At 63.1% G+C, this 14,055-nt stretch carries 17 protein-coding genes; 15 read left to right on the top strand and 2 right to left on the bottom strand.

All coding sequences use genetic code 11. The features are described from left to right. The first annotated feature begins 1 nt into the window (after position 1). The 4 genes from GRI97_RS15825 (at position 2) to GRI97_RS15810 (ending at position 3,746) form a co-directional block, all read left to right on the top strand. Positions 2-442 (top strand): hypothetical protein, encoded by a 441-nt coding sequence (locus tag GRI97_RS15825; RefSeq protein ID WP_161392162.1) that lies wholly within the window; start codon positions 2-4, stop codon positions 440-442. Continuing rightward, entirely contained in the window at positions 442-1,971 is a 1,530-nt protein-coding gene (locus GRI97_RS15820) for a hypothetical protein (protein WP_161392161.1), read from the top strand. The genes GRI97_RS15825 and GRI97_RS15820 overlap by 1 nt, the downstream gene beginning before the upstream one ends. A gap of 2 nt (positions 1,972-1,973) precedes the next feature. Further along, the gene (locus GRI97_RS15815) at positions 1,974-2,753 is read left to right on the top strand and encodes a hypothetical protein (protein WP_161392160.1); all 780 of its coding nucleotides are present in this window, start codon (positions 1,974-1,976) and stop codon (positions 2,751-2,753) included. A gap of 171 nt (positions 2,754-2,924) precedes the next feature. Further along, positions 2,925-3,746 (top strand): DNA adenine methylase, encoded by an 822-nt coding sequence (locus GRI97_RS15810; protein WP_161392159.1) that lies wholly within the window; start codon positions 2,925-2,927, stop codon positions 3,744-3,746. 14 nt (positions 3,747-3,760) lie between these two features. Here GRI97_RS15810 and GRI97_RS15805 read toward each other — a convergent pair whose 3' ends face one another. Beyond that, the gene (locus tag GRI97_RS15805) at positions 3,761-4,408 is read right to left on the bottom strand and encodes a YoaK family protein (protein WP_161392158.1); all 648 of its coding nucleotides are present in this window, start codon (positions 4,406-4,408) and stop codon (positions 3,761-3,763) included. Between the two features lie 127 nt (positions 4,409-4,535). Between GRI97_RS15805 and GRI97_RS15800 the strand changes: the two genes are divergently transcribed. The 9 genes from GRI97_RS15800 to GRI97_RS15760 are packed head-to-tail and all read left to right on the top strand — an operon-like array spanning position 4,536 to position 11,593. After that, a complete protein-coding gene (locus tag GRI97_RS15800) occupies positions 4,536-5,084 on the top strand; it encodes a phage baseplate assembly protein V (protein WP_161392157.1) in 549 nt (182 codons plus the stop codon). A gap of 5 nt (positions 5,085-5,089) precedes the next feature. After that, positions 5,090-5,431: a GPW/gp25 family protein gene (locus GRI97_RS15795; protein WP_328598577.1), complete on the top strand. Its 342-nt coding sequence runs from the start codon at positions 5,090-5,092 to the stop codon at positions 5,429-5,431. A gap of 12 nt (positions 5,432-5,443) precedes the next feature. Beyond that, positions 5,444-6,610, top strand: a complete 1,167-nt coding sequence (locus tag GRI97_RS15790; RefSeq protein WP_161392155.1) for a phage tail sheath subtilisin-like domain-containing protein — start codon at positions 5,444-5,446, stop codon at positions 6,608-6,610. A 43-nt stretch (positions 6,611-6,653) separates the two neighbouring features. Next, a complete protein-coding gene (locus GRI97_RS15785) occupies positions 6,654-7,166 on the top strand; it encodes a phage major tail tube protein (RefSeq protein ID WP_161392154.1) in 513 nt (170 codons plus the stop codon). A gap of 58 nt (positions 7,167-7,224) precedes the next feature. Continuing rightward, positions 7,225-7,563 carry a phage tail assembly protein gene (locus tag GRI97_RS15780; RefSeq protein ID WP_161392153.1) on the top strand — a complete coding sequence of 113 codons (339 nt, stop codon included), beginning with the start codon at positions 7,225-7,227 and terminating at the stop codon, positions 7,561-7,563. An 8-nt stretch (positions 7,564-7,571) separates the two neighbouring features. Next, on the top strand, positions 7,572-7,709 hold the full coding sequence (locus GRI97_RS15775) for a GpE family phage tail protein (RefSeq protein ID WP_161392152.1): 138 nt from the start codon (positions 7,572-7,574) through the stop codon (positions 7,707-7,709). 2 nt (positions 7,710-7,711) lie between these two features. Further along, positions 7,712-10,138, top strand: coding sequence for a phage tail tape measure protein (locus tag GRI97_RS15770; RefSeq protein ID WP_161392151.1), 2,427 nt, complete (start codon positions 7,712-7,714; stop codon positions 10,136-10,138). Between the two features lie 22 nt (positions 10,139-10,160). Continuing rightward, positions 10,161-10,589 carry a phage tail protein gene (locus tag GRI97_RS15765; RefSeq protein ID WP_161392150.1) on the top strand — a complete coding sequence of 143 codons (429 nt, stop codon included), beginning with the start codon at positions 10,161-10,163 and terminating at the stop codon, positions 10,587-10,589. Then, entirely contained in the window at positions 10,586-11,593 is a 1,008-nt protein-coding gene (locus GRI97_RS15760; RefSeq protein ID WP_161392149.1) for a contractile injection system protein, VgrG/Pvc8 family, read from the top strand. The genes GRI97_RS15765 and GRI97_RS15760 overlap by 4 nt, the downstream gene beginning before the upstream one ends. Before the next feature lie 152 nt (positions 11,594-11,745). On the opposite strand, the gene GRI97_RS18835 is transcribed toward GRI97_RS15760, so the two are convergent. Beyond that, positions 11,746-12,354, bottom strand: a complete 609-nt coding sequence (locus tag GRI97_RS18835; RefSeq protein ID WP_161392148.1) for a response regulator transcription factor — start codon at positions 12,352-12,354, stop codon at positions 11,746-11,748. A 274-nt stretch (positions 12,355-12,628) separates the two neighbouring features. On the opposite strand from GRI97_RS18835, the gene GRI97_RS15750 reads away from it, so the two are divergent. Together GRI97_RS15750 and sciP are read left to right on the top strand one after the other, a co-directional pair. Then, on the top strand, positions 12,629-13,150 hold the full coding sequence (locus GRI97_RS15750) for a nuclear transport factor 2 family protein (RefSeq protein WP_161392147.1): 522 nt from the start codon (positions 12,629-12,631) through the stop codon (positions 13,148-13,150). Positions 13,151-13,671: 521 nt separating this feature from the next. Next, positions 13,672-13,971, top strand: a complete 300-nt coding sequence (sciP, locus tag GRI97_RS15745; RefSeq protein WP_161392146.1) for a CtrA inhibitor SciP — start codon at positions 13,672-13,674, stop codon at positions 13,969-13,971. Positions 13,972-14,055: the final 84 nt, after the last annotated feature.

Genomic DNA, 14,055 nt, shown 5'->3' with positions numbered 1-14,055 from the left:
TGTGGCGATCTTTTATTCTGCATCGACCGGCGGCTTCTATGATGAGACCATCGGCTACACGCCCGGCGCCATTCCGGCTGACGCGGTGGAAATCACCCCGGCGCGCCACGCCGAACTGTTGGCCGCCCAGAAAGCCGGCCGCAAGATCATGACCAATGATAGCGGCCGCCCCGTGCTGGCGCGCGGTCCCTCGGCGGAGCAACAGCGCGCCGCCCTGGTCAATGCCATCAAGGCAGAAGCCCGCCGGCGGATCGAGGCCGTCAGCCCGCCCTGGCGCCAGCTGAACGACAGCCGCGAACCCAGCCCGGCCGGTGCCGCTCGCTTTGCGGCGATCGATGCGCTGCGCGCGGCCAGCGATCGGATCGAACAACAGCTGCAGGCAACGCCTGCTGCAGACCTCGCCACCTTCGATATCTCCACCAATCCGCACTGGGACGCATAATGGCCAAGATTTCCGACCTTCCAAATGTCGAGGCTGACGCAATCGTCGGCGATGAAATCCTGCCGATCGTCAAGGATGGCGCAACGGCAACCGTGACGCTCGACGATGTCGCCCGCGCCCCGATCCGCGAGCTTGCCGCCAATGTTGCCGGGGAGATCGGCCGGCTCGACGAGGCGATGGGCCCGACCATCGCGCAGAGCGACCAGCTGCTGTTCGTGCTGCTCGATGCGCTGCGGCAGGCAACCTGGCTGGCGGTCGATCGCGAACATGGCGGCCCGCCTGAATGGGTGCTGCAGTTTCTCGGCGCGCTGATGGCGGACAAGGGCTTTACCTCCAAGCCCAGCGATCTGGCCACCGACCTGCTCTATGCTTTTGCTGACGCGGCCGGGAATCCCACCTGGCTCTCGGCCCAGCGTTCCGATGGCGGGCCGCCGCCCTGGGTGGTGGATCTGATCGGCGCCCGTCTCGATCGCGCCGGACTGATCCCGATGCGCCGCGATACGGTGCGCGATATCTTCGCCAGCATTACCGATGAAGCCGGCAATCCCACATGGCTTACCGCGCAGCGCTCGGACGGTGGTCCGCCGCCCTGGGTAATCGACCTGCTGCGCAGCCGGCTTGGCATCGGCCAGTCCGGCCTGATCCTGCCCTCTGATCATTACCTCTCTGCCGATGGTCCAAAACCGATCGTCACGGATATGACGCGCGCGGCGCTGTGGGGGTCATCGTCCTCGCAGCTGGGGTGGTCCTATCTTAACCCGATGATGGCATCGTTTGGTGTGCCGCTGTTTAACGGCGGCAAATCCAACGAGCTGGGCTGGAATTCCTTTGCCCGCCTCGGCTCGCGCGTGACCAGGCTGACCTTCCCCGGCAACACCATCCCGGCCAGCGGAGCGGTTGTGGTGGGCAGCACCATGCCGCCCCGGGCGGACATGCTCGCCTTTGCCGGAACGATTGGCGGGGTACAGGGCACGCTCTCCTCCACCGCCAGCGAGTTCACCTTCACCCGCAGCGCCGCCGGCGCGGCCGTCGCGGTACCCGCAGATACGCCGTTCGTGCCGGTGCAGGGCGAGGCGCACAAGAACGCCATCACCTTCATCTGGGGCGCGGGCAAGAACGACCTGACCGGTGCGGCCGGCTCCGATGCCACCGTCATCGCCATGCATGATGAGGCGGTCGCCTATCTGACCCCGCTGACCAAGCGGGTGATCATCATCGGGCAGTTCGTCAACACGCTCACCCCGGCTGTGTCTGCCGTTCGCGACCGGATCAATGCGGTCAATGACCACCAGCGCGCCCGCTATGGCCAGCTGTTCATCGACTATGGCGCCTATCTTACAGGCGCTGCGGTCTGGGGTCATACAGGCCTGACGCCGACCGCCACGGATCTGGAACAGCAGGCGCTCGGCAATCTGCCGCCCTCGCTGCAGATCGACAATGGCCATGTGAACGGCACGGCCAACACCGCCTTCATCAAACACATCGTCCGCCCCCGGCTGCTCGCCCTGGGCTGGTTCAAGGAGTCCTGACCGTGGCCAATTCCCTGTTCATGCGCGCACCTGGCGCCATCGGCACGCCGATCCCCGGCGCGCCGATCATCGCCAGCACCGGCTATGATTATCACTTCAAGCTTGCTGCCGAGGATCACAAGGCGGCCAACGACAACGGCGCCGTTGTCTCCCGCCTTGTAGCGCCCGGCGCTGCCAGCGCAGCAGTTCGCACCTTCGCCACCAAGCACTCGGTCTGGAATTTCCCGAAGATGAAATACGCAGCCACGCCCACCGGCAAGGCCGCGCTGCTGTTCGAAGGCTCCGAGCATCTTGCCAATGCGCTCGCGGCTCTGCCGGGGACCTTGGCCAGCTATACCTATGCAATTGTGTTGAAGGTGGCTGACTGGACGGGTGGCGCCGGCAACTATGACCGTATCATCGGCGGGGACGGTGCCAATGTCACCACAATGCGGCTGTCGGCCACCGTTGGCGAACGGCTGTTGTTTTCCTTTGGCGGGGGGGCGTTTGAGCGGTTGTTGGCGCTCGGCAATGGCTATTTCGTCGTGCTGTTGGCCGTCGATGGTACCAGCACCTCCGATCGGCTGAAGATCGGCGATGGCGCCGTTGAAACGGTCAATCTGGGCAACAACACCTTCTCAACCCTGAGCATGGGTTGCCAGTCCTCGAGCCCTGGCTCTGGCGGCCTGGGTCAAGGGTTCAAGGGCGAGATTGCCAATGTGCAGTTGTGGCCCTGGGCCATGTCGGCCGCCGAACTGAACCAGATCTACGCCAGCCTTAAGGCTGAATACATTGGCGCCTGATTCAAACTATTGGGCTCCGGTCCTATAGGAGCCCCGCCCTCAGAAGGGGGCGTCCGGATGTCCCCACATCCTTCCACTGCGAGACTGCACTCGCACCCATCGGGGCGGCGCGCCGCCCGACATGGCCCCTCTGCGGCATGCTGCAGCGGGGCCTCTTGCAGAAAGACCTACATGTCCACCTTGCTTACCCCTGTTGAACCAGTCTCTCCCGCTGCCGGCTATATCGGCGGCAAACGCAATCTGGCCCGCCGGATCTGCGACATCATCGCCCGCACCCCGCACAGCAGCTACGCCGAACCTTTCGTAGGCATGGGCGGCATTTTTCTGCGCCGGTCGGTCAAACCGCGCGCAGAAGCCATCAACGATATCAGCGGAGATGTCGCCACGCTGTTCCGGTGCGTGGCCGAGCATTATCCCTATGTCATCGACATGCTGCGCTTCCGCGTGGCGAGCCGCGCAGAGTTCGAACGGCTGCTGGCGCTGCCGGCAGAACGGCTGACGGATCTGCAGCGCGCGGTGCGTTTTCTTTACCTCCAACGCCTGGCCTTTGGCGGCAAAGTCGCGGGCCGGCATTTCGGCGTCGATAACCGTGGCCCCGCCCGCTTCGATGTCGGCAAGCTGGAGCCGATGCTGGCCGATATCCATGATCGGCTGCGCTCGGTTGTGATCGAGTGCCTCCCCTATGGCGACTTCATCCGCCGCTATGATCACGAAGGCGCGCTGTTCTTCCTCGACCCGCCCTATTGGGGCAACGAGACCGACTATGGCGCCGGCGTCTTCAGCCGCGACGACTTCGCCGCGATGGCCGCCCAGCTGAGCGGCATCAAGGGCAAGTTCCTCATGTCGCTCAACGACAACACTGGCGTGCGAGAGACCTTCACCGGCTTTCACATCATGCCGGTAATGACCAGCTACAGCGTAGGGCGCAAAGGCGCGAAACCGGCCGGGGAAGTGCTGATCAGCAATTATCCGATTGCTGCGAATGATCTTTAGCAGGCGCGGAGAGTCTAGGGGCGCGCCACCCCGGCGATTGTGCGGGATGTGAACAGGGTCAGCAGTGCCGCGAAGAGAACGGCAATCCAAAGGCTGGCTGACCCCACATTCCGATAGGCAACGGCGCCCGCCAATGCCCCCAACACAAAACCGCACCATAGCAAGAAATAGGGCAGCCACTGCCAGCGGCTGCCCCCTTGCATCGACAGCACAATTCGCTGTCCCATCTTTACCAGCGTCCCGGTCATGTAGGTCACCCCGATGCTGACCTCACCATTGCGTTGAAACACCGTGTTCTCGGCGCCCATCGCCAAGGCGATGAAGACGACGGTCACTGCGGGTGCGCCGGCCACATCCAGTGTCGCCGCAACAGCCAGCGCCATGGTAACCAGGCCCAGGACAGCTGCCTTGCGGTGATGCGCTGCCTTTTGCCCAACCATCGTCCCGATCATTACGCCAGCCACAAACGCAGCAATCAGCTTTAGGGCATCCAGGGCCACGGCAGAGCCATCCACCAAGGTGACAGCCAGACGTGTGGAATTGCCCGTCATGAATGACACAAAGAGGCCACCCAGCTTGATGAACCCGATGGCGTCGACAAACCCAGCGAGCGCAGACAGCGCCGCTGCCAGCAGCCAATAAGGTTTTTCGTACTGGATCACGCCAATCGCCCGCTTTCAGATTGTACCGGATTGCCCGCACGGGCGAAAACCACCCCTAGCATATGGATAAACGGCTGTCCCAATGCGGGGCCGCGCAAGATAGCAAGCGGCGCGTCATGGTCGGTCAATGTCTCAGACAGACCACACCATTGGCGAAACGCTTCAGGAAGGCACGATTGCGTCCGTCGATTATACAGGCGCGACCTGCACAGTGCAGCTGGGTGATCTTGTCACCGGCGATCTGCCATGGCTGACCGGCCGCGCCGGCGCTGTCCGGATCTGGTCGCCGCCCACCGTGGGCGAAGGGTGCCTCGTCCTCGCGCCTGAAGGTGATCTGGCGAACGGCCTGGTCCTGCTCGGCACCTGGTCCAACGCCAACCCCGCGCCGTCGGCTTCGCCAGATCTCACCCTGATCGCATTCGCCGATGGCGCCGCTCTCTCCTATGATCACGCCGCCCATACGCTGGCGATGATCCTGCCCGGCGGCGGATCCGCGCAGATCGATGCGCCTGCCGGCGTCACCATCAATGGCCCGGTTTCAATCGATGGCGACGTGACCGTCTCCGGCGATGTCACCGCTGCAGGGGATGTCATGGCCGACAGCGTCAGCCTGAAGCAGCACCGCCACAGCGCCGTGCAGCCCGGCGGCGGTCAGAGCGGGCCGCCCGCACCATGACCGGCATGTCGCGCACCACCGGCGCCCAGATCGACGGTATCGAGCATATCAACCAGTCGGTTGCCGATATCCTCGGCACGCTGATCGGCACGCGTGCCGGCCGGCGCGATTACGGTTCGCACAATCCCGATCTGATCGACCAGCCTCAGACGGCTGCCAACATCCTGCGCCTGTTCGCCAGCACCGCGCTGGCCCTGTCGCGCTGGGAAGACCGCATCCGCCTGCGCCGCGTCAGCCTCGAGCGCGGCGATCAGCCCGGCGCCGCCGTGCTGACGATCGATGCCGAACGCACCGACACCGCATCCGCCAACCGTTCGGTGCGCCTTTCCCTTCCGCTCAACCGCTAGGAGCCTGCCCCCATGCCTTTCGTCCATGGCATTACGCTTACCGAGATCACCGAGGGCGCCCGCACGCTCACCGCTGTCTCGACCGCCATCATCGGTCTGGTCGCCACTGCGGCCGATGCCGATGCGGCGGTCTTCCCGCTCGACCGCCCGGCGCTGATAACCAATGTCGAAACCGCGATCGGCGCTGCCGGCGTGGATGGCACGCTGGCCACCTCGCTGCGCGCGATCGCCGATCAAACCCGCCCGATCATTTTCGTGGTGCGCGTCGAGGAAGGCGACACCGACGCCGAGACCGCCGCCAATGTCATCGGCAGCACAGGTGCCGACGGGATCAAGACCGGCATGCAGGCGCTGTTGGCCGCCCAGAGCCAGCTGGGCGTAACCCCCAAGATCCTCGGCACGCCCGGGCTGGAAACCCAGGCGGTGACGACCGCTCTGGCTGTCGTGGCGAAGCGGCTGCGCGGCTTCGTCTATGCCCGTGCTCTCGGTGCCAACTCGGCTGCATCAGTCACCTACCGCGCTAATTTCGGCCAGCGTGAGCTGATGCTGCTGACGCCGGACTTTCTGGCCTTCGATCAGGCAGCAGCCGAAACCGTCACCAGCTATGCGGCCGCCCGCGCGATGGGCCTGCGCGCCAGGCTCGATACGGAATACGGCCCGCACAAGACGCTCAGCAATATGAATGTCGCCGGCGCCACCGGTCTGACGCAGGATATCCATTGGGATATCGAGGATCAGGCCACCGAGGCCGGCATTCTCAATGCCGCCCAGGTGACCGCGCTTATCCGCACCGATGCCGGCTTCCGCTTCTGGGGCAATCGCACCTGCTCGGCAGACGAACAGTTCACCTTTGAATCCACCGTGCGCGTCGCCCAGCTGGTCAGCGACACGATCGTCAAGGGCATGCTCTGGGCGCTCGACAAGCCGCTGACGCCGGCGCTGGCCAAGGACATTGTCGAAACCATCAACGGCTTCCTGCGTCAGCTGGTGGCCGCAGAAATCCTGCTCGGCGCCAACGCCTGGCTCGATGAAAGCCAGAATACGGTGGATCAACTGCGCGCCGGCAAGCTGGCGATCGATTACGATTTCACCGTTCCGTCGCCGCTCGAGCACCTCGGCCTGCGGCAGCGCGTGACCGATCGCTACTACGCCGATTTTGCCAGCCTGGTTGCGGCCTGATCCGCGCCTTCCTCCCCGCATCCCTTGATATCAGGAGTCCGCCATGGGCCTTGCTCGCACGCTTAAAGACCAGATGCTGTTCAATGAGGGCCAGAACTACCTCGGCCAATGTCAGACCGTTACCCTCCCGACGCTCACCCGCAAGATGGAAGAAAAGCGCCTGGCTGGCATGAACGGCCCGGTCTCGCTCGATATGGGCATGGAGGCGCTCTCCATGTCCTTCGTCTGCCCTGGGCCCATGCGCCATGTCATGCGCCAGTGGGGCGAACCGCGCGTGGATGGCACCTATCTGCGCTGGGTTGGCAACTACCAGATGGATGACACCGCCGCGATCGATCACGTCGAGGTGGTCGTGCGCGGTCGCCATAGCGAGATCGAGATGGGCGATCAGGAAACCGGCGAGGCCGGCTCCTTCACCGTCAGTAGCGCGCTCGCCTACTACAAATTGACGTGGAACGGCCGCGTCGAGATCGAGATCGACTTCCTGCGCATGATCGAGCGCGTCGACGGCGTCGATCGTCTGGCCGAACGCCGCGCCCTGCTCGGCATCTTCTGATCAACCGGCCCGGTCGCGCGCCGGGCCGCCCCTCTTATCCCGTCTCCGGAGCAATCTCATGACCAAAACCGTTGCCGCCGCCGCTCTCGCCTCCACTGCCGTTGCGGCTATGACCACCATCACGCTCGACACGCCGATCCAGCGCGGCGAGACCACCATCGAGACGCTGCAGGTGCGCAAACCCGCTGCCGGCGAACTGCGCGGCCTGTCGCTCTCCCAGCTGCTCAATCTCGACTATGGCGCCCTCGAAAAGCTGCTGCCGCGCATCACCATTCCGAACCTGACAGCTCTGGAAGTGGCCGCACTCGATCCGTCCGACCTGACCCAGCTGGGCACGGAGGTAATGGATTTTTTGCTGCCGAAAGCGACCAAAGCAGCGGTCTCCCCCTCCACGTAGAGGAGGCGATGGCAGATCTGGCGGTCATCTTCCATTGGCCGCCCGCTGCGATGGAAACCATGTCGATCGCTGAACTGATGGGCTGGCGCGCCCGTGCCGCCAAGCGCTCACAATCCCATGATGCACTTTCGAAGGGCAAAAAATAGCCATGTCGAACCGTAACCTCCGCATCCGCGTCCTGCTCGAGGGTGCCGATCGCCTTACGCGCCCGATGCGCGATGCGGCGGCCGGTTCTTCGCGTTTGGCGCAGACCTTGGCCGCCACGCGCAACCAGCTGAAGGCGCTGCAGCGCAGCCAGGCGGATATTCAGGAATTCCGCCAACTGCGTAGCGGTACCCGTGCCCTAGAACAGCAGATGCAGCAGGCGCAGGCGCGAACAACCGCGCTGGGCCGCGCGATCGGGCAATCCACCAACCCGACACGGCAGATGCAGCGCGAATTTGCTGCCGCCAGGCGTGAATCCGAACGACTGACCAATGAGCACCGCCAGCAATCCACCCGCCTGACCGAACTGCGCACCCGGCTTGCTGCAGCCGGCATTTCCACGCGCGACCTGGTCAATGGCGAGCGGCGCCTGCGCGAACAGATCCGCCAGACCTCGGACAGCATGCGCGATCAGGATCGGCGCCTGCAGGAATTGACGGCGCGGACCCAGCGCTTTGCCGATGCGCGTGCGCGCTTTTCGAGCATCCAGGGCACCGCAACCGGCACCGCCGCCGGCGGCGCCGCCGCGATCGGCACCGGCCTGACAATCATGCGCCCGCTCGAAGGCTCGGCCGACGACGCGATGCAATTCGAAAGCGTAATGACCGACATCAACCAAAAAGTTGTTCAGGCGCGCGACGCTGGCCGTGAGATGGGGCTGGAGCTGCGCCGGTCGGCGCTTGCGGTCAATCAGATGCCCCAGGATCTGCAGCGCGGGGTCGATGCGCTGACCGGGTTCGGCCTGGGCGGCCAGCAGGCGGTCGACATGATGACGCCGATCGGCCGGACGGCCACGGCGTATAAGGCCGATATCGAGGATCTGAGCAAAGCCACCTATGCCACCTTCGACAACCTGAAAGTTCCGATCGAGCAGACCGGCAAGGCGCTCGATGTCATGGCCCAGGCGGGCAAGAGCGGTGCCTTCGAACTGAAGGATATGGCGAAGTTTTATCCGCAGCTGACCGCCAACCTGCAGGCTCTCGAGCACACCGGCATTCCGGCTGTGGCGGATCTGTCTGCAGCGCTGCAGATCGCCCGAAAAGGTGCGGGTGATGCCCCTCAGGCCGCCAACAATCTGATGAATCTGCTGGCCAAAATGAATTCCGAGGAGACGATCCAGAATTTCCGGGAGCTCGGGATCGATGTGCCCAAGGCCCTTAAACGCGCAGTCAAGGAAAGCCGCAGCCCGCTGGAAGAATTCATTCGATTGACCGAGCAGGCGACCGGTGGCGATCAGGCGAAGCTGGCAGGCCTGTTTGGCGACATGCAGGTGCAGCAGGCGCTGCGCCCGCTGATCGCCAACTTCGAAGAATACAAGGCGATCAGGGCCGACGCCATGGGCGCGGACGGCACCGTCGATGCCGACTTTGCCGAGCGCATGAACGATACGGCTCAGAAGGTTCAGCGGCTTAAGATCCGGATGCAGGATCTGTCCCTGACCGTCGGCGAAAAGCTCCTCCCGCTGATCGCCCAGGGCGCGACCAAATTTTCCGAGATTGCAGATCGTATTTCCGCATTCGCTGAGCGGCATCCGGATGTCATCCGGGGCGCCGCCATGGCCGCTGCCGTGCTCGCTGCGCTGTTTCTGGTCGTGGGCGGCGGTGCGATAATCCTGGCCGCCGTGATCGCGCCGATCGGCATTCTCGCAGCGGCGGCCACAGCGCTCGGCATCGGCCTTTTGCCGCTGATCGGTATCGCCCTGTTGGTGGTCGCCGGCATCGCCGCCATCGCGGCCGCGAGCTACTGGCTGTACGAGAACTGGGGTAACTGGCCCAAGATTGCGCAGGGCATCGTAAACGGGCTGAAGTATGTCTTCCTGAATTTCTCGCCATTGGCGATCTTCAGGCGCGCCTTCATGCCGGTGCTTGATTATCTGCGTTCGATCAATCTGGCCGATATCGGTCGCCATCTCATTCAGGGACTGATCAAGGGCATCGGTGGGGCTATTCCGGGCCTGCGCGCGGCGATCGATGTGGTGGGCAATCTGTTGCCCGACAGCCTCAGGAAAACGCTCGGCATCCACTCGCCATCCCGCGTCTTCGCCGAGATCGGCGGTTACGCAATGGCCGGGCTGGATCAGGGGCTGGGCAAGAATGCCAATGCGCCGCTGGCGCGCATCAATGACCTTTCGGCCCGAATGACCCGGGCGCTGGTCGTGGGAGCCGGCGCCGGGGCCATGGCAACCGCAGCGGCACCCGCCGCCGCGCGCGATGCCGCCCGCTCAAGCCCGCCGGCAGTCAGCGCGCCCGCCGAATTCCACCTGCATTTCCATGGCGTGACCGGCGATCCGGCCGCCATCGCCGATGCCGTGCGCAAGGCGATCGAGGATCTCGAGCGCGAACGGCGCGGCCGCACCTTCAGCGACGAATGAGGAAGGCTGATCCATGCATCTGATGGCCCTTGGCATGTTCCTGTTCGAACTGGCGACGCTGTCGGCCGAGGAATTGCAGCGCAAAACCAATTGGAGCCACGCCCGATCACCCCGGATCGGCGCGCGCGATGCCACCCAATACACCGGGCCAGGCGAGGAAGTGATAACCCTGGCCGGGTCGGTCTTCCAGGAAATCGCCGATGGCCGCGTTTCGCTCGACCAGCTGCGCGAGCTTGCCGACGCTGGCGAGGCGCTGCCGCTCGTTGCCGGCAATGGCACCGTCTTCGGTTGCTTCGTGATCGAGGGCCTCGACGAACGCCACACCTGGCTGCTGGCCGATGGCACGCCGCGCCAGATCGACTTCAGCATCAACCTCCTACGCGTCGATGATCCGGCCACCCAGCGCTATGCCAACGGCGACCAGCCCGCGCCGGCCAAGCCTGCGGCATGACCGCCCGCAGCAACATCGCCGATTGGCGCGTCACGCTCGATGGCGTGGATCTGTCTGATCGCCTGCGCCCCCTGCTGATGTCGCTGCGGCTCTCGGAAAAGCGCGGCGATGAGGCCGATCAGCTGGATATCACGATCGCAGATGTCGGCGGCCGCGTTGCCCTGCCACCCGAGGGCGCCGTCCTGCAGCTGCAGCTGGGTTGGAGGCAGGGGCCGGATGTAACGGTCGGACTGGTCGACAAAGGCAGCTTCAAGGTCGACGATGTCGGCCACAGCGGCCCGCCCGATCAGATCACCATTCGCGCGCGGGCCGCAGATTTCACCAGCGAGATTCGCAATCGCCGATCACGCAGCTGGAAAAACACCACCCTCGGCGCTGTCGTTACCCAGATCGCCGCCAGCAATGGCCTCTCGCCGCGCGTGGCGCCCGCCCTGGGCGCAATCGCGGTGCGGAGCATCAGTCAGAGCCGGGAAAGCGATATCGCCTTCCTGCGCCGCCTCGGGGGCGATCACGATGCCGTTGCGACCATCAAGGACGGCTGCCTGATCTTCGCCCCCAAGGGCGCCGGCACCACCGCTGGCGGCCAGCCCCTGCCGGTACTCGCCATCCGCCGCTCAACGGCCGGAACGCACAACTGGCAGCGGCAGAAGCGCGACGGGCAAACCGGCGTCACCGCCAGTTGGCACGATCGCGCCGGCGCCCGCCGCCAGAGCGTGACGGTGGGCGATGCCGAGGGCGCCAAAAAGCTGCGCCGGATCTATCCGGACGAAATCAGCGCCAGGCGCGCGGCCGAGGCGGAACGCAGCCGGCTCGGCCGCGCTCCGGAAACGCTCGATCTGCGCCTGCCGCTCGGCCGGCCTGACGCCTTTCCCGAAGCGCGTGCAAATGTCAGCGGATACAAGGCCGAGATCGATACCGGCGACTGGCTGATCACCGAGGTGACCCATTCGCTCGACAAGGGTGGCGGATTTGTGAGCGATATGAGGATGGAGCGGATGGCATAAATGTGCCCGGCAGGATCCAGACCGCCGGGCACTTTCCCCATGCTGCAGAATGTATCACATCTGCCGAATATGTCCAAATTGTCGCCTTTACACTGCTGGCAACACTATGAACCGCAACCAAAACTCTGGCGTCTGGCAAAACGGCGCAGGCATCATTCCTCGTGGAGTTCGCCATGAATGGCGATCCTGGCGGCTGCTGCGATGCTCGGCGCCTCCAGCTTCCGCAAGATACTGGCCCGGTGAATTTCGACAGTGCGATAACTGATGCCGAGCCTCAGCGCAGTCTCTTTGTTCGAACAGTCTTGCATCAGGCAGCCAAGCACCGCCCTTTCGCGTTTTGACAGCAGTTCGAGCTTTTCCCGACATTCTAGGCGTCGCCGCTGCTGGCGGATATGCTCAACAGCTGAAGCACGCAGCAGCTTGATGGCTTCCGAGAGCGAATCTGTTGTGATGGGCCAGCGTAAATATCCCAGCGCACCGTCGAGAACAGAACTCACGAGCGTTTCGATATCAGGATCATCATCGTAAAGGATGACGGGATAAAACAGGCCCTTGGGCATGATATCCGACAGCAGGGGCGCGTCGTTGCCTAGCGAGCCGTGGTGGGCCAGAACAACGCCCGTCCGGGGCCGCAGCCGCCTGAATTCGGTCGCGCTGTCGAAAATCTCCGGATGCAGTCCCATTGAGTGAATCAGGGCAGAGATGCTTGCTCGAAATTCTGATCTTTGGTCGATCACATAAATCTTGTCGCCAAATTCCACCTTGCTGATCCCTCTGCCGACCGCAGGTTAAGTTACAATTGCATACCGCGGGGCAACGTCGATGTTGCAGAAAATTTCCATTGCGTTCGCTCGTAACAAGACCGTTTACGCCTCAAGCTTTGCCAAAACTGTCGACAAATCAACAACGAGACATTGAGATTGTTCATTCGATCAACTATTTATATGTTGACGGAAATCGAGCGATGGCGGGCAAGGCTTTCGTCGCTAAAATGCATTCGACGCAGGAAAATTTCTACCAACTGGGAGAAAATTGATGAGGGCTTTGGTCTCGATCACTGTAGCGGCGCTCATGTCCGCTACAACACTGGCGCCAGCAGCGGCGCAGCCGCTCAGCGATCCCGTAATTGCACACGCCGACCCTGAAAGCCTGTTCACCAGCGCAGACCCTGACTTGCACCGCAACAAGCAGGCAGCGCTGAACATCATCAAGGTGCTGTTGGAAGCCAACCAGTGGGATCGCGCTGGGGAATTCCTCACCGACCGCTATATCCAACACAATCCGCTCGCGGCCTCTGGCCTGGACGCGGTGATCACCTATTTCACCCAGGTCGCCAAGGCGAAGCCTGCCCCGGTGCTTGAACGCACCCAGCGACCGATCGTCGCCGTGCAGGCAGAGGGCGATTTTGTGACCGTTCTGTTCGTGCGCGAACTTCCCGTCCCGGGCAAGCCTGGTGAAAGCTATACCACAACTTGGTTTGATACCTGGCGCTTTATAGACGGTAAGGCAGATGAGCATTGGGATCCGGCTACTCTTCCGTTGCCTGCTCCTCGATAAACCCCGCCTCACGCGGTCGGTTCGCGCAGGCATCATTTAACCTTGCCTGCGCATCGCTGTCGCCGCATACCGATGCCTTATGCGTCGCCGCTTTTGGTCTCGCGCCTGTCGTCGGCATGGGCTGCCGGATCGAAAATCACCCAACCTGAACTCTGTCGCAGCAGATTGCTGCCGCATCGCCGGCACTTGGTCCGGTAATTCAGACCATCATGCCAAACCCTGCGCGGATCCACCTTGTGTCCGAAGAACTCGCAGATTGTCAGCCAGAACATGCTTAATTCCTTGCAGCTGTGTTGAGTCCTCCCCGACGAATTCTGGATACCGCTCTCGAATGCTGCAGTGCAACATGTAAAATCTCGAAAGCGGGGTTTTCCTAGGTTCATGCGCCCGCGAACCCGACTTCTGCTGCCAAAATTTACATATGTGACCAGCGAGCGGCATTAACCAAAAGGTGAAGCAACAAATTAACCTCTCCGGCGCAGCTTAAGCACAAACGCGTACATAGAGGTATTTGTCGTCTTATGTCGGTTCAACAGTCGTGTCAGTCTCCGCCTGTAATTGGACCGCTGGGGGAGATCATGTCCCTTTCATCGCTACCTCCGCGCAATCTCAAGCGCTGGGTGCCGCGAAGGAAAGCGGAAGTGGTGTGCGCGGTGGAGGGCGGCCTTCTGACCATGGATGAGGCGCTCGAACGCTACAGTATCACCCTTGAGGAATTTGTAGGCTGGCAAAGGTCCGTCGACAGATCCGGAATGAATGGTCTGCGAGTGACCAAGATCCAGCATTATCGTGAGATTTACGACCAGCGATTGAAATACTGAGGTTGTGCGGGCGGTGCCAAGCTTCCTGGTTGGATTGGCATCGCTCGCATAGCGAAATCGACAGCGCAGGCAATTCGCGGGGGA

It is taken from the genome of Croceibacterium xixiisoli, assembly GCF_009827305.1.
GTDB lineage: Bacteria > Pseudomonadota > Alphaproteobacteria > Sphingomonadales > Sphingomonadaceae > Croceibacterium_C > Croceibacterium_C xixiisoli.
This window is presented reverse-complemented; position numbering and strand designations above follow the sequence as displayed.